The sequence below is a fragment of the Bradyrhizobium icense genome (genome assembly GCF_001693385.1).
Lineage (GTDB): Bacteria > Pseudomonadota > Alphaproteobacteria > Rhizobiales > Xanthobacteraceae > Bradyrhizobium > Bradyrhizobium icense.
In genome coordinates this window covers 1,813,856-1,835,831 of sequence record NZ_CP016428.1, presented here as the reverse complement: position 1 = coordinate 1,835,831, position 21,976 = coordinate 1,813,856, and the positions used below count along the sequence as shown (strand labels likewise).

The 21,976-nt window shown below is 57.7% G+C and carries 14 protein-coding genes and 5 pseudogenes; 5 read left to right on the top strand and 14 right to left on the bottom strand.

Annotated elements, in window-relative coordinates; genetic code table 11:
• Positions 1–384: 384 nt before the first annotated feature.
• The 3 genes from LMTR13_RS08645 to LMTR13_RS08630 all read left to right on the top strand — a co-directional run bounded on the left by LMTR13_RS08645 (position 385) and on the right by LMTR13_RS08630 (position 5,974).
• Positions 385–810, top strand: coding sequence for a hypothetical protein (locus tag LMTR13_RS08645; RefSeq protein WP_156795503.1), 426 nt, complete (start codon positions 385–387; stop codon positions 808–810).
• 1,634 nt (positions 811–2,444) lie between these two features.
• Entirely contained in the window at positions 2,445–4,403 is a 1,959-nt protein-coding gene (locus LMTR13_RS08635; protein WP_065727509.1) for an alpha-1,4-glucan--maltose-1-phosphate maltosyltransferase, read from the top strand.
• Between the two features lie 5 nt (positions 4,404–4,408).
• Positions 4,409–5,974, top strand: coding sequence for a putative maltokinase (locus LMTR13_RS08630; RefSeq protein ID WP_065727508.1), 1,566 nt, complete (start codon positions 4,409–4,411; stop codon positions 5,972–5,974).
• Here the strand turns inward: LMTR13_RS08630 and glgX are convergent.
• The 3 genes and pseudogenes from glgX to LMTR13_RS38850 all read right to left on the bottom strand — a co-directional run.
• Positions 5,971–8,202 (bottom strand): glycogen debranching protein GlgX, encoded by a 2,232-nt coding sequence (gene glgX / locus LMTR13_RS08625; protein ID WP_065727507.1) that lies wholly within the window; start codon positions 8,200–8,202, stop codon positions 5,971–5,973. The genes LMTR13_RS08630 and glgX overlap by 4 nt on opposite strands.
• Positions 8,203–9,252: 1,050 nt before the next feature.
• The gene (locus tag LMTR13_RS08615) at positions 9,253–9,465 is read right to left on the bottom strand and encodes a hypothetical protein (RefSeq protein WP_065727505.1); all 213 of its coding nucleotides are present in this window, start codon (positions 9,463–9,465) and stop codon (positions 9,253–9,255) included.
• 211 nt (positions 9,466–9,676) lie between these two features.
• Positions 9,677–10,024 (bottom strand): annotated as a pseudogene (locus LMTR13_RS38850) (DNA polymerase/3'-5' exonuclease PolX); the annotation flags it as partial.
• A gap of 137 nt (positions 10,025–10,161) precedes the next feature.
• On the opposite strand from LMTR13_RS38850, the pseudogene LMTR13_RS08605 reads away from it, so the two are divergent.
• Positions 10,162–11,505, top strand: a pseudogene (locus LMTR13_RS08605) (DNA polymerase/3'-5' exonuclease PolX); the annotation flags it as partial.
• 78 nt (positions 11,506–11,583) lie between these two features.
• Here the strand turns inward: LMTR13_RS08605 and LMTR13_RS08600 are convergent.
• The 6 genes and pseudogenes from LMTR13_RS08600 to LMTR13_RS08575 form a co-directional block, all read right to left on the bottom strand.
• Positions 11,584–12,723, bottom strand: a complete 1,140-nt coding sequence (locus LMTR13_RS08600; protein ID WP_065732531.1) for a DNA topoisomerase IB — start codon at positions 12,721–12,723, stop codon at positions 11,584–11,586.
• 155 nt (positions 12,724–12,878) lie between these two features.
• Positions 12,879–13,166 carry a hypothetical protein gene (locus LMTR13_RS08595; RefSeq protein ID WP_210184855.1) on the bottom strand — a complete coding sequence of 96 codons (288 nt, stop codon included), beginning with the start codon at positions 13,164–13,166 and terminating at the stop codon, positions 12,879–12,881.
• Positions 13,167–13,197: 31 nt separating this feature from the next.
• Positions 13,198–13,902 carry a Ku protein gene (locus LMTR13_RS08590; protein ID WP_065727502.1) on the bottom strand — a complete coding sequence of 235 codons (705 nt, stop codon included), beginning with the start codon at positions 13,900–13,902 and terminating at the stop codon, positions 13,198–13,200.
• 250 nt (positions 13,903–14,152) lie between these two features.
• Positions 14,153–14,770, bottom strand: a complete 618-nt coding sequence (locus LMTR13_RS08585) for a cell envelope biogenesis protein TolA (protein ID WP_065727501.1) — start codon at positions 14,768–14,770, stop codon at positions 14,153–14,155.
• 100 nt (positions 14,771–14,870) lie between these two features.
• Positions 14,871–15,664: pseudogene (locus LMTR13_RS08580) on the bottom strand (transposase); the annotation flags it as partial.
• 1,343 nt (positions 15,665–17,007) lie between these two features.
• Entirely contained in the window at positions 17,008–17,214 is a 207-nt protein-coding gene (locus LMTR13_RS08575; protein ID WP_236843308.1) for a hypothetical protein, read from the bottom strand.
• Between the two features lie 218 nt (positions 17,215–17,432).
• On the opposite strand from LMTR13_RS08575, the gene LMTR13_RS40450 reads away from it, so the two are divergent.
• On the top strand, positions 17,433–17,714 hold the full coding sequence (locus LMTR13_RS40450) for a hypothetical protein (RefSeq protein ID WP_156795502.1): 282 nt from the start codon (positions 17,433–17,435) through the stop codon (positions 17,712–17,714).
• Positions 17,715–17,988: 274 nt separating this feature from the next.
• Here the strand turns inward: LMTR13_RS40450 and LMTR13_RS42235 are convergent.
• From LMTR13_RS42235 to ligD, 5 genes and pseudogenes are all read right to left on the bottom strand, one after another.
• Positions 17,989–18,188, bottom strand: a pseudogene (locus LMTR13_RS42235) (hypothetical protein); the annotation flags it as partial.
• A 788-nt stretch (positions 18,189–18,976) separates the two neighbouring features.
• Positions 18,977–19,336: a PRC-barrel domain-containing protein gene (locus LMTR13_RS08565; protein WP_065727499.1), complete on the bottom strand. Its 360-nt coding sequence runs from the start codon at positions 19,334–19,336 to the stop codon at positions 18,977–18,979.
• 964 nt (positions 19,337–20,300) lie between these two features.
• Positions 20,301–20,429 (bottom strand): hypothetical protein, encoded by a 129-nt coding sequence (locus LMTR13_RS43130; RefSeq protein ID WP_257784726.1) that lies wholly within the window; start codon positions 20,427–20,429, stop codon positions 20,301–20,303.
• 50 nt (positions 20,430–20,479) lie between these two features.
• Positions 20,480–20,545, bottom strand: a pseudogene (locus tag LMTR13_RS43590) (hypothetical protein); the annotation flags it as partial.
• A 344-nt stretch (positions 20,546–20,889) separates the two neighbouring features.
• Complete coding sequence (gene ligD / locus LMTR13_RS08560) at positions 20,890–21,774, bottom strand: non-homologous end-joining DNA ligase (RefSeq protein WP_065727498.1); 885 nt, start codon at positions 21,772–21,774, stop codon at positions 20,890–20,892.
• Positions 21,775–21,976 lie beyond the last annotated feature (202 nt).

Sequence of the window (21,976 nt, the reverse complement as noted above, 5' to 3'; positions counted from 1 at the left end):
GATCCGCCTGCCCGATGTTCTGGATACTGATGCGAGCGATAACGACTGTGGAGTCATAATTTTCTGTTCCCGCAAGGAACTGTGCGGATGTTGCAGCACCGAGACATGATTAATGCAGAGCCCTCTACCGGTCGGGGTTACTTTATACAGGTAGTGAACTAAAGAGGTCACTTCCCCCTGATTGTTCGGGATTCGCAGGAATTAAGTAAAATGGCCGCCATTGCCCTCCAGGTGCGGCGGGCTTTTGTGAGTTGCGTTATTGCCAAAGCGTATTCAGATGCCGGGGTTCATTAGACCCCAGCTTGCAACCTGTCCAAGAGGACCACCATGGGATTTTCGAACACCGAACGCCAGCAGCGGTTTCGCGAGAAGCTCACCAAGGAATTGACGGAGAAGCTGGCGACGCTGGAAGCCGGTCTGAAGTCCGACGCGTACCTGATCGAGGCGCGGCAGGAGTTAGCCGAGGCGCGGCAGGAGATCGAGAGGCTGCGCAGGGACAACAGAAGGCTGACTGCCGAGCTAAAAGGGTGGTTCATCAAGCTCGGAGAGGAAATCGATCGTCTGCGCAGACGCGATTTCGATTTGTGCGAGAGGATTGATCTTCTGAAGGCCCGCAAGGGGATCATATCGATTGCGGCGTTCAAGAAAATCCGGAGCTGCCTGCATCCCGATCGTGTTCAGGACGACGACCTGAAAAAACGGTTTGAAGAAGCGTTCAACATTTTCTCCGAGTTGGAGATGTATGCGGTCGATCCGAAGCAGATCGCCGACAAAGGCTCGGCGACCCATCAGGCTTCGCACACGGTCTAAAGAGGCTGCCAAGAAAAGAAGAAAAAGCGGGCGGATCTTCTAACAGTATGAATGATGGGTCCATTGTCTATGAGCAACATGTCACCTCAACTCTGAGGATAGAGAACAGCAAGAGCATCCGAAGGCATATTGATGACGCGCGTAGCGGCGAAGTCCGCTTTACTCTCGATAGTGTTAAAAGTCCCAAAATGCCGCGCGACTAACTTTCGGCCAAATGGCAAAACAAGAGCGATCGCGGATCAATGGAGCTTTAAACGAGCCACCGAGGTCGCCTATGAAATCGTTGCAAAATGCAGTGGGCCCCACATTAGCGACTGCCGCGCCTACAGCCCGCACAATTTTTGATCGGTGAAGCAAAAAGACTTTTGCAACACTGTTGCAAAACCTGACAGCGAGCCCAACGGCGCCGCCGATCCATGCTGCGGCGGTCGCATGATCATCATCGAGGTGTTCGAGCGCGGTTGTACGCCACGGCAGCGGCCGACAGCTCCAACGACCCGCATCAGGATCGACACCTCGTGACCGCGTCACACTCCCGCAAATCTGCGCGTCGCGCTCGCTGGCTCTCGACCGGCCACGGCAGAGCGCGCCCAAATATCCGCCCATCGTCGCAAATCGTTCGACAATTTGTAGAGCCCGACGCCACCCGCCGCTCATTCCTCAGCCGCTGCGCCGTCTAACTACTCGTTGCCTCGGCTCGATCCCAATCAGCCAGCGCGCCCGCAGCACTCAAATCCCCATAGCGCCCGCCGCACCGCCTCACGTCCCTTACGCGCGGTTCCTTCCCTTGGAGGCTTTCGGACGCCGGCCGCCGAGCACGCGGCGCCGTCTCTCAAGCGGCCGGCATCCGATACCCTTCACAAATGCGGACTTTGGCTTAAGCCATCCGTAAAAACTAATAAGCTTGGGCCGCGGTCCTAGCTTTCACCAATGGCCTGCGGGGCTCGCCTCCGGCTGCCCATCGCCAGTTGCCCCGGCGAATAGGGACTGTCGTGCTTACAGCAGTTGCGGCGGCGTGATCGGAGCACCATGCTGGAGGGCGAGCGGGCTTTTTGCTTATTTCCCTGAATCTCGAACAATCAGTGGACGTGATCCTTCCTGCCATTACTAAAGCTTTAGGGTTTGTTGAGGAAGTACTCGCGATTGCCCAGCGCCTTCTCCGCGTACTGGTCGATGACCACCGCGATGACCTGGACGTGCTGGTAGCAGCACCTCCCGCGCCGCCATCAGCTACACTTTCAGCTACACTTTCGCGAGAGCCTAACCCAAGGCGTGTTGTCGGCTTGTTCGTCGATACTATGCCTGCGCGTCATCCGGGTCCTTTTTCATGTTGCCGATTGGCTCCGCTTTCGGGCTCATGATGACATTCCTCGTTAATGCGCGCAGCCGCGCACTTTTGGCCGCGGCATGTTTAGCGACCAGTCCGTTCGGACTAGTGGTGGCAAGAGGACAAGCACTGATGCTTAGTGGCAACTCGAAATATCGAGTGCCTCTTGGTAGCTCAATGCGTCGCCGAAGACCAAGATAAATGGTCCGGAAAGTCTAACCGCCTTATCCCCAAACAGTTCCTTCCCGAGGCGCCGGCAGCACCCAGGAACCAATCCGGCACATCCGGCATTCGTACATAAGTCTCTATGCTGCCGCGTCCCCATCATGCCATGAGCGTTCCTGTAAAACAGGCCTTTCATATCGAGGAGATTTTCCCCTCAATTGACTGCGGCCGCTTTGCGGTCAAACGAATCGTGGGCGAGACCGTCGAGGTCTGGGCAGATATCTATCGCCACGGTCACGATGTCGTTGCCGCCGACTTGATATGGCGCCGCGAGCCCGAATCCGATTGGCAGCGGACCGCCATGATTCACCATGGCAATGACCGCTGGGTGGCATCCTTCGTGCCTGAGAAGACCGGGCGCTACAGCTACGCGATTGAGGCGTGGACCGACGAATTCGCGACGTGGCGACATGGCTTTGAGCAAAAACGCAAAGCCAATGTGGCGACCGAAGTTGACGCTATGGAGGGAGCTTCCCTGCTTACCCGCGCCCTTAGCGGCGGTCAGGAAGCCACAGGAAAGATCGCGCGTGCATGCGAAATCTTCTTACAGTCGGGCAAGTGCGAGAGCCTACTCGCCGATGACCTAAAAAAGGCAATGGCCGAAGGGCAAGATCGGGCGGATCTCACCCGATCGAAGCCACTGACACTTACCGTGGATAGGCCCAAGGCCCGCTGCAGCTCCTGGTACGAAATGGTTCCTCGCAGCCAAAGTCCTCAGCCAGGACAACATGGCACGTGGAACGATTGCATCAATCGTCTTCCCGACATCCAGGCCATGGGCTTCGATGTCATCTATTTGACGCCCATCCACCCGATTGGAGGCACCAATCGCAAGGGACGCAACAATTCTCTCAAAGCCAGCGATGCTGAACCGGGCAGCTTTTACGCGATTGGCTCACATGAGGGGGGACACGATGCCATCCATCCGCAGCTCGGAAGCCTGAATGAATTTCGGCGGTTTGTTGCGGCATGCGTTGCCGCCGGCATGGAGGTCGCGCTCGACTTCGCTATTCAATGTTCACCGGATCACCCCTGGCTCAAGCAGCATCCGGAATGGTTCAAACGCCGTCCAGACGGCTCGATGAAATACGCGGAGAACCCCCCAAAGAAATACGAAGACATCGTGAATGTTGATTTTGAATCGGACGATGCTGAGGAGTTATACCGAGCGTTGCGCGATGTCGTCCTGTTCTGGGTCTCGCAAGGCGTCAAAATCTTTCGTGTCGACAACCCACACACGAAGCCGTTTCGCTTTTGGGAATGGCTGATCAAGGAGGTACAAGCGCGCGATCCTGACGTGCTTTTCCTTTCGGAGGCATTCACCAGGCCCAAAGTCATGAAGGGGCTTGCCAAGCTCGGCTTCACGCAGTCTTACACGTACTTCACGTGGCGCACGGAAAGATGGGAGATCGAGCAGTATGTGAACGAGCTCACGGGCTACCCCGAGCGCGAATTTTATCGTCCCAATTTCTTTGTTAGCACGCCCGACATCCTGCCGTTCCACCTTCAGCGCGGCGAGCCATGGACGTTCAAGACACGGCTTGCGCTGGCTGCGACATTATCGAGCAACTACGGCATCTATAACGGTTTCGAGCTTCTCGAGCATGAGCCGATACCGGGCCGCGAGGAGTATCTCAACTCCGAAAAATACGAATTGAAATCCCGCGATTGGGACAAGCCCGGAAACATCAAGCCTTATATCGCCCAGATCAATCGTATCCGACGCGAAAACCCAGCACTGCAACAGACCTCCGCGATCCGGTTTCTGCCCGTGGAGGACAGCTCGGTCATCGCCTACGTCAAACATTCCGCCGATCAGACAAACGTAGTTGTGACGATCATCGCATTAACGGGTGGTTTCCGGGAATTCTGGCTTCCGCTCGGTGATGTGCAGGTGCGGCTAGGCCATGGCGACTTGAAGCCCGTGACCGCGCTTGAAAACCTGAAATCCGGTCCGACCTCGCCCGTCGCCTATGGCGGTATGCGGCTTTGGATCGATCCAATCCACGATCCCGTGCTTATTTTCCGGTGCTTGGGTTAACGAACATGGGCACCGCCGCTGAACGCCTCGCATTCTTGGACATACCGGAAGGTTCTTCATGGGTTGCGAACAGCGAGGTGACTGCAGCTCTCGAAAGACATTTTCTTCCGGCCTATCTCGCCAAAACCAGGTGGTTTCCCAGTAACTCTGCAACGCGGATTAAGCCAAAGATCATTGCGAACCTTCCGTTCGCCGCGGACTCAACCACTTTCGTCGTTATCGAGACTAACCAACGCGCGCGCTATCTCCTGCCGTTACGGGTCGACTGGTCCGTTGAGGCAGGTCCCGAGCTGGATAAATCGATCGTGGCTCGTTTGCACCAGGGAGAGCGTGAAGGACTGCTGTGCGACGTCGCCGCTGATCCGACTTTCATCCGCAGGCTCCTTGATCACCTTCGGCGGGAGGCTTCCATTGCCGGCTCGGGTTGGCGGCTGGATTTCAAGCCCACGAGCAAACTCGGAAGCCAGCCTCCGAATACTCCATCCCGGATTCGCGCCATTGCCGGCGAGCAATCCAACAGTACGGCGCTGGTTGACCAGGACTATGTCGTCAAGTTGTACCGCCAGATCGAGCCCGGCCAAAACCCCGAGGTCGAGATGGGACACTTTCTGACCGAGGCGGCGAATTTTGCGCATACGCCTGCGCTGCTTGGCCACCTCGAGGCTGCTCATACTTCCGCGAGCTATGCCCTTGGTATCGTCCACTCATTTGTGCCGAACAGCGGTGATGCCTGGACCTGGTCTGCCGAGCGCCTCAGCATTTACCTTGACGCTATGGGGAAAGGCTCTGAAGAACGCGACAAGGCGATCACCGCACGGCGGGATTATCTCCAGTGGGTGCGGCGTTTGGGATGCCGTGTCGCCGAGATGCATCGCGCCCTGGCAAGCCGCGGCGAAGTGGCGGCGTTCAAGCCTGAGCCGATCGACGAAGGCGATCTCGATTTCTGGATCGGCGATGTTATGGAGCGCGCTGCTCGTATCTTCAAGAAGTTGGAGGAATCGTCGCTGGATGTGGACGAATGCCCCCTCATGGAGCGCCTGCTTCGGGTCAAGCCCCGGCTGTATGATTACGCAGTTAACCTCATCCGTCCTTCGCTGGGCCGCTGCAAGATACGCCATCATGGCGATTTGCACTTGGGCCAGGTGCTTGTAGCCAATGAGGACGCAGTCATCATAGACTTCGAGGGCGAGCCCAGCCGACCTTTGGCAGATCGGAGGCGCAAGGCGCCTGCTGCGCGCGATGTCGCAGGTGTGTTGCGCTCCCTGGATTATGCCGCCATGGCCTCGAGACAGCAGAGGCGGATGTCAGAAAAACTCAACACTCTGGAGTCGCGAGCCTTATTCGCGTGGCGCGAACAGACGACAGATGCCTTTCTGAGCGCTTATCAGGAAGCGATAGGCGCCTCGGTTCTGTGGCCTGACCGCGCCGAGGATACGAAAGCGATGTTGGATTTCTTTTTACTCGAAAAAGCGCTCTATGAAGTCGAATACGAGCTCTCTTACCGACCGGCTTGGATTTCCGTGCCATTGCAAGGCGTCCTGCGCGTTCTCGAAGAAGGAGGCGTGGGCTAGACCGGAAGTGGAAACTCGGCAATATCCATGATGGCACCAAGACCCTGCCGGAGCCGTCGCGTCATGGTCTCTTCCGTCGAGAGGCCGAGCGCTAGCATCGATCGACCGGCGGCCTTTAGGCGGTGGCCAAAAGGATAAACCGTCACGGTCGCATCCGGTACATGGGTATCAATGAGCCCGGCCCAGGCGCGGCCCTGCGGCACTTCGGGCAAGACGAATTCGACCAAATCATGATGCGCGTTATAAATAAGCAGCAGTGTCGCATCCGAGCCTTTCCGTTTGACACCAGTTTCCTGGGCCCTTCCGTCAAGCAGCATACCGAAGCATCGCGTGGCCGGATTGTCCCAATCCGCCGTTGTCATCTCAAGGCCGTTCGGAGCGAGCCAGCTTACGTCCTTCACGTCTAGTTCTTCATTGACGTTGCCGATGACGAACCTTGAGCGATGCAAGATCGGAAAGGCCCGCCGTGTCGCGATTAGCTTGCGGACGAATTCCCGCAAGGCGCGGCCGTCGGCCGAGATACCGAGCCAGTTGAGCCATGCCGTGTCATTGTCCTGAGCATAGGCGTTGTTGTTGCCACGCTGGGTATGGCCAAACTCGTCACCTGCAAGGATCATAGGCGTTCCGTGCGACAGCAGCGTCGTCGCTAGGAGATTGCGCTTTTGCTGCTCGCGAAGCTTGATGATCTCTGGATCATCAGTCGGCCCTTCAGCGCCGTGATTCCACGAATGATTGTCCGAGTGTCCGTCGCGGTTGTCTTCGCCATTGGCCTCATTGTGTTTATCATTGTAGGAAACCACGTCGTTCAGCGTGAAGCCGTCATGCGCCGTAACGAAATTGACTGATGACCATGGCCTGCGGCCACGCTTGTTGAAGAGGTCACCCGATGCCGTGATGCGCCGCGCAAATTCGGGCGTCACGCCTTCATCCCCTTTCCAAAAGCGCCGCGCCGCATCCCTGAATTTATCATTCCATTCCGCCCATCCAGGGGGAAATTGGCCGACCTGATAGCCCCCCGGGCCTATATCCCACGGCTCGGCGATCAGTTTGACTGACGAAAGGATCGGATCCTGCCGGCAGGCATCCAGAAAACCGCCGCCTTCATCGAAGCCGTAGGGCTCCCTCGCAAGAATGGTCGCAAGGTCGAAGCGGAAACCATCCACGCGCATGTCGGTCGCCCAGTAGCGCAGGCTGTCCGCGACCATCTGGAGCACGCGCGGGTGCGACAAGTTTACCGTATTGCCGGTACCGGTATCGTTGATGTAGTAGCGCTTCTGGTCTGGAAGCAGGCGATAATAGCTCGCATTATCGATGCCCTTGAAGGAAAGTGTTGGCCCGAGTTCGTTGCCTTCGGCAGTGTGATTATAGACGACGTCGAGAATCACCTCGATACCATAGGCATGGAACTGATTGACGGCTTCCTTGAACTCATTCGCAAAGGGCGTCTTGAGATAGCGCGGCTCGGGCGCGAAAAACGCAAGCGAGTTATAGCCCCAATAGTTACGCAGGCCTTTCTCCGCAAGGTAATTATCATCCACAAATGCATGGATGGGTAGAAATTCAGCGCTCGTGATCCCAAGCGCACGAAGATAAGGAGGGATATGCGGATGGCAAAGTCCGGCGAATGTACCGCGGTCGCCTTCCGGTACAAGCGGATGGCTTCGGGTAAAACCTTTGACGTGCATCTCGTAAAAGATAGTGCGGTCCCAAGATACCTCGGGCTTTGCCGCATGGCCCCAGGTGAAGGCGGGATCTATCACGCGGCACTTTTGCATAAGATGCGCGCTGTCACGTGAATCGAAGGACTTGTCCTTGTCCGCGTGACCGAGCTCATAGCCGAATAATTCTGGTCCACAACGCAGCGCGCCCACAAGCTGCTTTGCATAAGGATCAATCACGAGCTTGTTGGGATTGAAACGGTGTCCCGCATCTGGCTCGTAAGGGCCGTGGACTCGGTAGGCGTAGACTGTACCCGGACGTGCGGTCGGTATATAACCGTGCCAGACTTCGTCGGTGTATTCGGGCAGATCGATGCGTTCGATCTCTTTCTTTCCGTTGTCATCGAAGAGGCAGAGTTCGACCTTGATGGCATGAGCCGAAAACAGCGCGAAATTAACGCCAAGGCCGTCCCAGGTGGCTCCAAGCGGAAAGGGCTTACCTTCCAGCACGGTAGCACGCCGAAGGCTTGCCGCCGCCTGGGCTAGTCTCCTATCCTTGACCTTGTTCATGAGCAATCCCGGACGCATTCGCTGCAACGCGAGCCTATGCGCTAGCAGTAAAAGCGCTATCCAAGCTTTGGTTCCGCCATCTACCAGGCGTAAAAAAGCAACCGCCCATGTTCGGAGCGGCTCCTTGAAACTCCCACAGATTTAGCGATGCAAAGTGTTTGTATGCCGTTCGCTGCTAGGCCCTTGTCTGAATTGAAGGAATCCTACCAATTCATCCGCTTCGCTTAATAGCTGATGGTGCGGCCGGCGTGCCGATGAGTCAGCGCAGAGTGAGCGTTTGCAACTCGCCACTCAATCGGTCGAGCAAAGGCTCGCGCAGAATTAGACACTGCGAAGCAACTTAACTTCGCGATGCTTCGCCCGACTGGTTTGGATGGAGCTTGGCTTTGTCTTCCTCGTATTCCCTGATGAGGTCAGCGACAGCTTCGCGCGTTAGCTCGTCATTAGCTGAGTTTTCCAATCTGCGACACGCTTCGATCTTATAGTCTAGCTCGCGGCACAAATCGCACATGCGCACCTCCTGCATCAGATCGGGAGCACACACTACCGCCACCCGCACCTTTGGCTCATCATTGCTGGTGATGCGCTACTTTCAAGGGAACGGCGATAACGCCGACCGCTCGCGTTGACCAGCTCATGAATGAATGCCAGCTTGCCGATGATCCGGACACGTCAACACAAAGGATACATGCCCCGGGTGTCGATGGTGCAGCTTAGGCTGTTCATCATCACTACGCATGGAAACCAAGCCCGTGTCCCGGCATCGAAGTGCTCGATCGCATAGAGTCAAACTCGACCCTCGCGCGCAGGCGCGTATGTCCACGACATGCATTGCAAATGCCCTTTCAGAAACGCAGCAGTCCGAACGTGAAAAGCAGCGCGACCGTAACGAGGGCCGAGATCAGCAGCGAACCTAAACAGCCCGGGCGGTTCGAGAAAAAGAAGAACATGTTCGCAGTGCGGGCTGACTTAGATCCAGTGACCGCTATTCAAACCGGCCAGTTCCTAAACTGTTCCAGAGCGACGCCAGTCGAGCCTTCCTGGGGATCGTCAGTCCTTGACCAGGGTGCCGATCAACTGGAGTAGAGCCTGGTGTTCAGGACCATTGGCGCCAGCTCGAAGGAATTTTCCGATCTCGATTAGGGACGTACGCCCCCCGGAGCTGGCAGTCGGCTTGTGCTCCACCATCGGGACGCCCGATTGCGGATCGTGGACCAGCCGCCAGACGTCACCGTTGGCGCTTTCGTAGAGAACTCTAGTCATGCCTTTCAACCAGGTGATCTCCGTGGGGTTCCTGGAAGGGAGGCCGAAAGAACCAAAATACCCGACGGACGTTGGATCCGGCATGTCGGACGCTTTCCACTATTTCCGGGCCCATGCCGTCCGAGCCCTCTGCAAGGCTCGGGCGATGCCCGTCGGACGGATGAGGCATCTCCAGGTCGTGGTAGGAAGGATCTATCACCTCCTGACGAAGGAGCCGGTTCACCTTCTCGGGTCGCAAGCCCGGCACCGTCAGCATCTCAAGGACGCCCGGGATCTCCTTACGCAGCTTCTCGAGGCTCGGATGCGTGCCCGTCCGATGCAGCTTTGTGACGATGTCGGCGATAGCTTGCCCCACTCCGGGAATCTCGGTGAGGCGATCCTCCTCGATCAGCACGTGGAGCGGGACCGCAAGCGCCGAAAGACTATCCGCAGCGCGGGAGTAGGCCTTTGCACGATATGGATTGCCGCCGCGCAATGCGGTCCGCTGCGCATATTCCCGTAGCAGCCTTGCGACTGTCTGGGGTCGGCAACCATCGTCAACTCGTCTCCCGCCGGACATCCCGCCTTCTTCCGCGGCGAACGCAATTCTTCGCTGGCGCCGCTTCGATTGACGAGTTTGCCATGCCCATCACTCGAGCGATTTCTCCAGCTTTTGTGCCGCCCTAAAGTCATCCATGTGATGCACGTTCGGGCCGTATGCGGCTTTACAAGGAGCTCGGCATCACCTCCCTTGCCGAACTCGAGGCCGCCGCCAAGGACGATCGCATCAAGAAGGCAAAGGGGCCTAGCGCCTCGCTGCAAGCCAAGATCCTGCAGAATCTGGCCATCGCGAAAAGCGGCGACGGCCGGCTGCATCTGCACCGCGCGGCCGCCCTCCTTGAGCATGCGAAGGCGTCGCTTCAGAAGGCGCGGCCCAGTCTGAAGCACGTCACCATCGCTGGCGATTTCCGGCGCGGGTGCTAACTGGTGGGCGACCTCGCTCTTGTTGCCGAAGCGCCCGAGAGAGAGGACAGACCTGCCGCCGCCCTGGACTCGGGCAGGCTCACAGTCCACGTCACGGACCGGAAGCACTTCGGCGCGACCCTGCTTCACTCAACAGGATCAGCGGATCACCTCAAGCAGCTTCGGGCGCTCGCCGAGGATAAGGGCATGAAGCTTGAAGCGGAAGGGCTAAGGAAGGGCCGGCGCTTGCTGGCTGCAAAGGAAGAGGAAATTTATGGCGCGCTCGGCCTTCCATTTGTCGAGCCGGAGCTTCGCGAAGGGCGCGGCGAAATAGAGCGCGCACTAAGGGGTAAGCTCCCGAAATTGATCGCCGACCGCGATCTGCGTGGCATCCTGCATTGTCACACCGATGCCTCTGACGGCACCGAGACGCTCGAGACAATCGCGAAGGCCACGCGCAAGCGCGGCTTTCAATATTTCGGTGTGGCTGACCACTCACAGTCAGCCCATTACGCGGGCGGACTGTCGCTTGAGGAGATCGAGACGCAGCACCGGGAAACGGAGCGGCTCAACAAAAGCTTCGGCAAGGAATTCCGGATCCTCAAGGGCATCGAGTCCGATATCTTAGCCGACGGCTCCCTGGACTACCCGGACGAAATTTTTGGTAGGTTCGACTTCGTCGTCGCAAGTATCCATGGTCGCTTCAAGCTGGATAAGAAAGAGCAGACCGCCCGCCTACTCCGCGCGATCTCGAACCCACGCACCACGATCCTGGGCCATATGACTGGACGCCAGCTGATGCGCCGTCCGGGCTACGACATCGATATCGAAAAGGTACTGCGGGCCTGCGCAAGGTACGGCGTGGCTGTAGAAGTCAACGCCCATCCTTGGAGGCTGGATCTCGACTGGCGATGGCACTAGGCTGCACTCGATTTTGGTTGCATGTTGAGCATCAACCCGGATGCTCACTCTATCGGGGAGCTGGATCATATGCACTGGGGCGTCGAGATGGCTCGCAAAGGCGGCGTACCAGCGGACCGGGTAATGAATGCTATGAGCCTGCCACAGCTCATGAGACATCTGAAGCGCCGGAGGTAAGCGATCTCTCTCTCTGCATGCTCCCGCACATTTGCCAAAACACGTGCAAGGAGAATCTTCCACTGACTATGGTCCAACTCAAGCGGCGTGCGCCCGCCGCTTGCTAGACGACTCTTTGAGATCGGTCCGTCCCGACTGCTCTGCCTGTTTGGCGAGCCGACCGCGGAGTAGCGCGAGCACGGCGGCTTCCTCAGGTTTCATATTTTCGACAGCGCTCCGAAGCTCATTCTCGACTTGTGACTTGATCTCAAGGACCAAATTTCCATCCAGATAAGAGTTAAGTACCTCCGGGTGGATGTAGCACTTCCTGCAGATCGTAGGTGTGTTGCCGAGTCGCGCGGAGACTTTTTCGATTGCACTGCGCAGATTGCGCTTGGCCTGTGCGGCGTTGTCGAAGCTCTGAAGTTCGCTCAGGGTCATGGCCGCCAGCACCGTTCCTGCCCAGGTTCGGAAATCCTTTGCCGTGATATCCTTTCCGGTGATTGCCTTGAGATACTCGTTCACGTCAGTCGATGTGACGTCCTGGCAATTACCTTGCTCATCGATGTATTGAAGGAGTTCCTGTCCGGGGAGCTCCTGGCAGGCCTTGATGATCTTGGTGATGCGCCGGTCTCGTACGCGCAGCGACCATTGTTTGCCGCCTTTGCCCGTGAATCGAAAGCGAACCTCGTTTCCCTCGACCGCTGCGTGCCGGTTCTTCAACGTCGTCAGGCCATAGCTGTTGTTCTGTCTGGCGTAATCGTCATTACCTACCCGGATCAAGGTGGTCTCCAGGAGATGCACGACGGTTGCCAGAACTTTTTCGCGCGGCAGGCCGCGCAATGCCATGTGCTCGCGCACGGTGTCCCGGATGGAAGGAAGCGCGTCTGCAAAGGCGACCACACGCTCATACTTTGTGCTTTCGCGTACTTCCCGGAAGCGCGTATGGTAGCGGTATTGCTTACGTCCTTTTGCGTCTCGGCCAGTTGCTTGGATATGGCCATCCGGAGATGGGCAGACCCACACGTCGGTCCATGCTGGCGGGATCGCGAGTGCCTTGATCCGCTTCAGCGCGTCAGGTCCGGTCAGCTTCGAGCCGTCGGGTCGTACGTAGCTGAACCCGGTCCCTAGCTTCTTGCGTCGAATTCCGGGCCGTTCGTCGGACACATACCTCAGGCCAGCAGATTCGGCCGCATCACGCGGATCGACGATCGTCTGCGCGGCATCGGGTGAATCGATTAGCAACACGCCACCTCCTGTGGATGAACTTTCCTGACCAGGGGCGGTTCCTAAAGGAGGCATGAAGTGCCGAGCTCTCGGCCTTGTGCCCAATCAGACAAGCCGCAGGTGACCTCTGGACCAAAGGATCGGCCGGGACGTATGATCGCGCTGGGTCAACCGGTTCTGCGCTGGCGCGCGCCGCGCCCCCCAGTGGCCGGCTTTCCGGAGCCGCCACGGGTGGCCGGCTTTGGCGCGCGCTCCGCTGCAAGGCTTCGCCGGAGCGCATCCATGAGGTTGACGACGTTCTCGCGTGAGGGTTTGACTGTAGGTATCTTCGCAGGGCGTTTCGCCTGCTTCTTACGCAGGATGCGCACGAGCGCGCTGTGATAGTGATCCTTCAGCATACTGGGATCGAAATCGGCTGATTTGGTCCGGATGATGTGCTGCGCGAGCTTCATCATTTCGGGCGGAAGCTTCATCTCGGGAATCTCGCTAAAATATTCCGAGTCGTTTCGGACCTCGTGCGCGAAGCGCAGCGTTACGCCGCGAACGGCCTCGGCCCATCGGCTCGAGCAGAAACGGCCGCTCGCGTGAGGACAGCACGATGCGAGCCAAGCCACTAACGGCCTCCCGGCTCATCGCATCTCGGATCACCGCAAAAGATTCCTGGCCGATCTCCTCGCGAGGCAGGATGTAGTACGGCTTTTCGAAATACCGCGCATCGACCTGCCCGGCCGGCAGGAAACGCTCTATTTCGATCGTGCGCGTATTCTGCGACCGCTGGAAACTGACGGCTTCCTCCTGCTCCTCTTCTTCATCATCATAGTCAAGGGCACCCTTGGCGATCTCGTCGTGAACGCTGGCGGGGACGGTTGGCGGGCTTTCACGCTGAGGCGGCGTGACGAGTTCCACCTCCCCTGGCGCCCGCCGCTGAGACCGCGCCTGCTCAAGGTCTCGGTCCTCCACCAGGAGAAACTCGTTCTCGCCGACCTCATAGCCGCGCGCCTTGTCGGCTGCGTCGATGGCTTGACCGGTTACGGAATCGATGAGTTTCTGTTTGAGACGATGGCCTGTTCGCCGGTTAACCTGCCGAAAGGAGATCCGCTCCGCCGCCGATGTTGCGGGATAGAGCGCAATAGGACACGAGACGAAGGACAGTTTGAGATAGCCCTTCCAGTATGGTCGGGATGCCGGCAACGGAAACTCCAACGCAACAGGGTACAAGGCCTAAGCCGGAGCTATGGCCGGGGAGTTAACGGACGTAAGGAACGGAAGTTTCAGGGACGGCCTTCGTTCACATTTCCGCAGGAATGCTCCGAATGGACCTTCGGCGAACAAGCTTCTTCCGATTCTGTCGAGCATGCGCTGCAGCAAAGGTTTCGCTGCCGAAGCCGATATCCCGCCCTTGTCCACGCCGTTCACGGCGTCCGCCTGGCGGCGCGGCTGCTTACCCTCGCGCCCGTCGCAACGCGGCTTGCAGGCTCGTCATCTCCTTCTCCCAACGCGCCTCTTCGGCCTGCGACTCCTCCTCGAGAGCCTCCAGCTTAGCTCGAATGCCTGCTACTTTCTCTTCGTGCTTCCGACGGGCTGCGTCCAAGACGCCTTGCGCCTTGTCGATGGCATGCCGCCGCCGCTCGCGCTCCTTCTCCAGGGCAGCTTCTTCCTTCGCGCGCTCGCGCGCGCGGCGATTGTGCTCCTTCTCGAAAGCGAGTGCAGCCTTCCGATCGGCCGCCTCTTCATTGCCTCGCCTCGAAGGCTTCTGTGCCTTACGGCCCTGCGACTTGCGGCCTGACCTCTTCGAGCTGCGGTCGCCGGCGAGATCGGTAGGCAGTTCTGCCTGCTCCTTGAAGGGACCACTGGACCCGACGGGGCGTTTCAGAACCACGCCCGGCACCGCCATGGTCGCTGCGATAACGTCGGGATCCTCACTTTGCTTCGCCGCGCCCTGGTGAAAAAGATTGCTGTCCGCGCCCCAGGCTTCCAAAGCCGCCTTCATCGAAGGCACCGCTATTGCCAGGTCGAAAAAGCCTAATGATGTCTCGTAGGTCTTCAGCTTCTTCGCCATGCATGTACTCCGCGCCGGCCGATTAGATCACGATATGATCGAAATCCATGGCAATCCGGCTGTTTGGAAACGTCTTCTTCGCCTCCGCCAATAGGTCTTCATCAGTATAGAGATCGAAGCGTTCGAGCGAGCGCTCAATCATGCGCTTGGCGGCCAACACCTCCGCCTGCCGGATGGCCGTGGTCGCCTCGACATCGACGATGATCGCATTCTCGACGTCGACCAGATAGTTCGTTGAGTAGGCAAAGAAGGCTTGGCCGCCGTGCGCCCCCGTCCAGCGCGCCGCCGGGTCGGAGGGCGACACGAACTTCGGGGTGACCTCGGTCGCTGCCCGAAAGCGGCATCATCGAGGACAGCCAGATACTCATCGATCGCTCGGCCGGTAGCCTCGGGTGGAAGTCCCCCGTCGCCTTCGATCCCCTTCTGCCGATTGGCATCGGCCTTGATCAGGCTCGCGTCGACGGCAAATCCTTCACCCCCGACCAGTCGCTCCTCGATGCAGCGGCGCAAGACGCTCTCGAACACACGACGGAAGAGATCGCTCTGCCGGAAGCGGCCATGCCTGTTCTTGGAGAATGTCGAGTGATCCGGCACCGCTCCATCCAGGCCGAGCCGGCAGAACCACCGGTAGGCCAAATTGAGGTGAACCTCGTCGCAAAGGCGCCGCTCCGATCGGATGCCGAAGCAGTAACCGATCAGGAGCATCCGGATCATCAGCTCGGGATCGATCGAAGGCCGGCCGATGTTGCTATAGAACGGAGCAAGGTCCCGCCTGATCTCTTGAAGGTCGACGAACCTGTCGATCGACCTGAGCAGATGGTCGGCGGGAATATGCTTCTCGAGCGAGAACTCATAGAACAACGCAGCCTGGTCGACTTGTCGATGCCCCATCATGAACTTCAGTCCTGCCAGTCAGACAGACTGAATCACTGATCCCTCTGCGTCGCAACAGCCGCCTTTTTCAACAAAATCGGCCACAAGCAGATGTCGAACGCAAGGAGGATTGGAAACGAGGGCTTCCGCCGCCCGACTTGCGTTGACCTGTTCGCGCGACCCTAGCCAGCGACCTCGTACATAGAGAAAGACCCGGCCGGTTTCCCGGCGCGGGCCTACTTCTCAACAATTCACTTAGTGGACTACGCGAAGGAAATAGTAGCTAATGCCGCCAATCGCGACGACGGTGGGAATGCCCCAGAGTAATAATACTGGCATCGTTTCCTCCTCTTACTTACGAAAAACAACAGGGAAAAGAGGGGCGCGTTCCGGGTTTCAGGGCGCCAAATTTTCATCAAGCCCGGAACAAAACCCGGCTCGGGAAAATTAGGCACTGGTTAGGAGAGGGACTTTACGGCCCCAGCGTGCACATCCCCCGAAGCGCTGGGTCCGCTTTATGTGGGGTGACTGCGTCGTCTCTATCTTGTTGCCCGGGGCGCGCATTCACCCTCATCGGCCCCGGCGCAGTCGTCCCCGAGGGCGCTGGGGCCGTTTTTTGCCCTTCGCAGAACTTGGGCGCTTTGCCACGCGCCGCCGCCTGACTAGTTCGCCGGTCTCCATATCGCTTCCGCTGCGGTGAAGCCTCCAAAGTGCGAAGCGGTGAGATCCTTATCCGAACGCATATCGAAGCGAGGCTGCGATGCCAGCCGCCAGGAGGCTTGCAAGCGCGGCTAGCGTCCAATCCGGTCGCGCGGTCCCAGTAGCTAGGCAGACTACAGCTTTTTCAAAATTTGCCATGCTGACTTCAACCCTCGGATAACGGGCGACCTAAATAAGAAAGACCGTGGCACGTCAGTTCTTCTGGGTCGCTTTCACCAGCCCGCCATTTCCCGGTTAGATACCTCTCAAGCGAGCAACGACGCGGATCGCCCGCGTCAACATCCTTGTGAGTGGCTAGGTGCACGCTCCAAGCTCGATCAATGGCAATTTTCAAAGGCTCGTCATCCATTCTCAAACTCCAAAAATCCGCGTCTTAAAATTCAATCCCACTGCTAAGAAAAGGTTGCCGCTTTTTCCCGAAGACTGGTCCCAAATGTGGAACCTGCCCATCGCATGCCGATGACAACGGCCGTAGCGTTCGAAATTGGATAATCTACCGAGAACTGCAGGAGAACAGAAAGGCACGCTCGCTCAGGTTGAATAAACTAATCGGCAACTTCGAACGCTGTCCATGTCGGCTTTGGGCATTGCTTCATCAGCGCTGCACATCAAACGAAAATCGTGCGCTCCGTGCATCGCCTCATTTAGCGATAGCCGCCCTTGCATTTTGTTTCTTCTTTGTAACCGCCATCGCGCTCCCACTTGCGCTCAATTTTGCAGTTGCCTCGGCGGTATTCCTCTTTGTACTCGCGGTCCATATTGTAGGCTCGATAGCCGCGACCTTCGTAGCCGCGCCCCTCATAGCCACGGCCTTCATAGCCGCGCCCCATAGCCCCAACGGCCCTTGCCACTTTCGTCCTTCCAAGGATCAGCGAGAGCCGGGCCGCCGCTCAGCATCGTCGCCGCACAAATTGCAATCAGACAATACCTCATTACCGTCTCCCATCATCGCTGTTCGGGAGACAACGCATGCATTGCCCAACAGTTCTTTTTGCTGAACCTTCGGTTCAGAGATCGTTCATGAATGGCAAATTAAAGCGCCCTGGTGAATGGCAAGTAGGCAGGGCGCATGAGCACCGTTGACCCGATGGCCGTCGCGATTGATTGGCTTGATGCCTATCGCGCAGCTTCCCTCTCGATAGTGGATTTGTACGCTTCGGACGCTGCCCTCGAAATGCGGTTGCGGCGGTATGAAGACGGTCTGTGGGCGGGCCGCTATCGCTGGATATTGGCGTCAACTTTTTTCCGAGATGCCCGCCAGAGAGTTGGCAGATTTGCAGCCGATCGAAAACGGGATAATTATTTCTTACGGCGTCCCCGATGGGCTGGTGCAGGCAACACTGTATTTTGATGGTACCGGCAAAATTGCTCGGAGTGTTTGCGGTCCCATTTGACTGCTGTTTGAATGTCTGCGTCGGGTCTTGGTTGTGTGCAAACCGATAAGTCGGCACGCGGCCGTGGTCGGCAGGCGGCCGATGTTCTCGCGTCGGATCGTCCAATGACGGCCAAAGTGGGTATCGCGACGCGGTATTACGCTTTTCGACGCACTTTCCGACCTTCAGGTGGCGCGGATGGCTGCAATCAGGCTCGGTTTGCCGACGATGTTCATCACCCGTGTGAGGTTAACCGCCGTTCAGGCATTGACCTATCATTGGGGACGGCTGAGCTGGGCCGCCGTAACTTCCATGCGGACCGACCATGCTTCGGCCTCTGCTCGATCTGCCGCACGGGCGGCTTTCTTAGCCTCTTGGCGGGTCCTCTCGGCGCGCATCTTCGCGCCCATGATCCGGCCGCCCCAAATAACCTCGCGTGTCTTGGTGCTCATGGTTAGCTATTACAGCGTCATCAAAGCCCCTGAGCAATCCACGAGACCTAGCTGCTTATTGGACCTGCGCCGCTTTAGCTTTGTCAAGCGCCCCCTTTGCGTCCAGTCCAACCGCTTTCGGTCGGCTGCTGGCACGAGATTACCTGCGCCTCGGGCGCACCTTGCCAGTGGTAAATTAGGAGGGCGCACAACATTAGATCGGTGTTGCCTTTCGGTAACCCGTACTCTGCTCACAAGCGATAAGCTCAGTCGTTTTGGGAGACGGGCATATGGACGTGTATTTGAACACCAGACGTGATCTGCTCGTTGTGAAGAAGGGATCTCCGATACCGCCGATTGCGCGGCCGGGAAAATGGCGCAAGAGCAAGAAAAGGGTTGCCAAAGTCAGTGAGGAGATTAGGTCAGCGCTTCAGAGGCAAGGCTACTACATGCGCAAGCTGAGAGACTTGCATCGGGTGAACATCAAGCTTTGATCGCCTTGATCCAGAGAGCGCCATTACGACCTCCTTAGCAGCGGATGGTGACCATAGGCCCATCCTGTAAGGCCAATTTCGGGCTGCTCGCCTTCTTTATCCCCCGCAGCAGCGGTTATGGTCCTGGGATCAAGCCTCGGCTATGACCCGGCCCGGCTTAGGGCTTATTGAGAGCCAATAGAAAACCGTCCCGACGTTCTCGCCGTCCATGATGATGGTGCCATTGCCATTAAGCTCGTGCGGGTTTTCTTCGACCATTGCGCAGCCCTAAGGGCGCAGAAAAAAGGGCCGTCGATGCGGCCCTTTTCTATCAGTTTAAATTCCAGCTCCGTAGTAGTCGTTCACCGCACGCGTTCTGTCTGGATCACTCCAATTCCATGAATTGTCGTTGCTATATTTCGGCGCGTTTTGCAGCTGCGCCTGAGTAATTCCAGTCACGTAGCCGCTGAGACTGGTATCGTACGTCAATGATTGCCATGGTAATGGGTAGTGATCATCGCCGATCCCGAGGAAGCCTCCGAAGCTGAGGACCGCATAGGAGACTTTGCCGCTCAGTTTATCGATCATTACGCGCTCGATGGACCCGACCTTGGTTCCGTCTGCACCGTAGACCGCAGTGCCTTCCACCTTGTCGCTACCAATCAGGTTTTCTGTTTCTCTTGCTTCAGTGACCATGGTTTCCTCCACAGTTGATGAAGCCTGCAACAGACGTCGAAGCCCTTCGTTCCTAGGAGATAAGTGCCGCTCGCGATCGGATTGGGAACGAAAGCTCCCGCGACCAATTAATCAGTTAGAGACCGCCGCTCGCCGGTAGACAACACGGCGCAGGTCGCGGATAGCCATAGGTCACCAAAGACCCGCTGTTGTCAGAACAGCGCTCGCGCCGATAGCCAAAAGCGACGGTCTCCGGTTCCATCCGTATTGTCAGCCGCGCTCGCAAGCGGAGCGGCTTAATATGCGCAACCAAATCGACATAGACCACAAGCACAGCCGCGCCATCGTTCAAAAGATCGGCGAGAGATTGCGGGCGTCACTGAAACCAGAGCCGGAAGTGCCAGCGAGACTTCGAAAGCAATTGGACCGGCTCCGCGAACTGGAGGAGCGAGCTCACCCCCCCTTAGCAATGCATTACGCAAACATTAACCGTTGGCCTTGCGTCGGCATTTGCCTTGTCGGCCTCGATCGCGAGGACCTATTTCAGAGCAGTCCAATCAGGATGAAAGCACCGACTTCGGTCAGGAACGTGATGCTCATAATGGCGACCGTCAGGAACACGTCGCCCGTCGGGAGCGGGGTCATAGCGCGCCTCATCGCTTGCCAGCCCCATCGGTAAATTCACCTATGTTAAAATGGTTTCAGTTCCCGCGCCGACGCGGCGCGGCTCAGGTGCGGTCCCAGTTAGGGTACACGACATGCACGTTCGGAACCATCGACCGGGGTGATGGTTGGCAATGTGCGTCTGTGTGGACGCCCGCAACGGAGGAAAGTGCCTTGCCCTTCTTACGAGGCCGTTTCTCTGTAAAGTAATAAGAACAAGCTGATATAGAGCCCCTGAAACGGCCCTATACGTCCCCCAGCTAGGGCCGTTTCGTTTGGACACTCGGAATAGGATTAAGCGAGGCCATTAACTGCGGCGGCCCTACTTCCTCAGCGGTTTCGGCAACAGCGTTGCGAGTAGCACCGTATCGATCTCACGGCCATGCTCATCCGCGACAATGAAGGCATCGGGAATAGTATGTCCGCCGGTCTTGATCGCCTCAGCCAACATTTCTTAGCACCCTGTTCCGCTTCGCGACGGGCAGCCGTTACGTTCGGCAACTCGGTCCCCTCGTCGTCGGTGACGAGTTCGCCTTCTCGGCGAAGATGAAAGTAAAAACCTCCCATGGTCGTTTTCATTTGTTGCCGCAACAAAAGTTAGCTCCCCCTCAAGGTTCCGTCTGTTCGGCTACTGACCAAAGGGGGCGCGTCTATTGCAAGCACGGCGACAGCGCGAGGAGATTTCCCTGAGGCCAGTGAACCGCTCACCGGATAATCGTCGGAAGACCGCGCGGCGCTAATGGCGGGTTGACGGGGCTCCGAGGACTTGGCTGATGTCAGGCTCCTCAAGGCCGTCAACACTGGCGCACTCGCACGTCATGCCCGCCCCACACTGACAGCCCAGCTCCTCGCTCCAAGCCCGCTTGGGATGATTTTCGCATACCCATCCTACTCCGAAGCAGGTGGGACAATCAGGATTTATCATCCCAAGAAAGTCCTTTGAACGAGCTGGCACGTAGTAGCCCTTCCGATGTGATGTCGCGATACTCAACGTCCGCGAAGAACTTCGGTTCAACCCATGTCGCCTTCGGCTTCTTGATGGTTTTGGTTAGCTTCGACTTCGGGCTAACCACTGTGTCGAGTTGCTTCCTGATCTGGCTTGAGACAGTGCGCGACCAGCCGGTCCCGACCTTGCCCATGTAGACGAGTTCGTTGCCTTCCTTCTTGCCGAGATATAGCGCCGCGACGCCGCTCGGGTCTTTGACAAACCCGACGACCGGAAACTTGCCCTTGTGAACGGCCTTGATCTTCAGCCAGTTCTCATTTCGCTCCGACCGATACGGCGCGTCTGCCCGCTTCGAAATGATGCCTTCCCAGCTCAACTTGGCCGCATGCTCAAACATCTTTTGACCGTCGCCGACGAGATGTTCAGAAAACAGAACGGGAAGTTCGATATCGTTTTCGCCGAGCAGGTCTAACAGCAGTTGTTTGCGTTCGATCTGCGGTAGTCTGCGAAGGTCGCCATTCCGCCAGAGGAGATCGAATGCGTAGAAGACCAGTCGATTCTGTCTGCCCGTGGCAAGTTCGGCTTGAATTTCGGAAAAGTTGGTGCGGCCTTCGTGGACTACGACAACTTCTCCATCGACGATCGCTTGGCCGGGAATGTCGAGAGCCCCAGCGATAGTCGAGAACCGTTTAGTCCAGTCCAGCCCGGTGCGGGTGTACACCTTCCGCCGTCCACCGTTCACGTGAACCTGCACACGGTAGCCGTCAAACTTGATTTCATGGAGCCACGGGTCGCCCTTTGGCGCCTTGGTCTTCAGGGTGGCAAGCTGGGGTTTAATGAACCCCGGCATCTCTATACGCTTTGACACTCAGGAAAACTCACAAAACAAAAGCCCGCCGCACCGTGGAGGGGAACGTCGAGCATTTTACTTACTTCCTGAAAATGTCGAACAATCAGGAGACGTGGTCGCTCTTGCCGCTACCGATGCTGGGCTTTTGCCGGACGTCGATCGACCACTGTCGCATGTCCGTTTTGGGTTGCACTAGCCGACA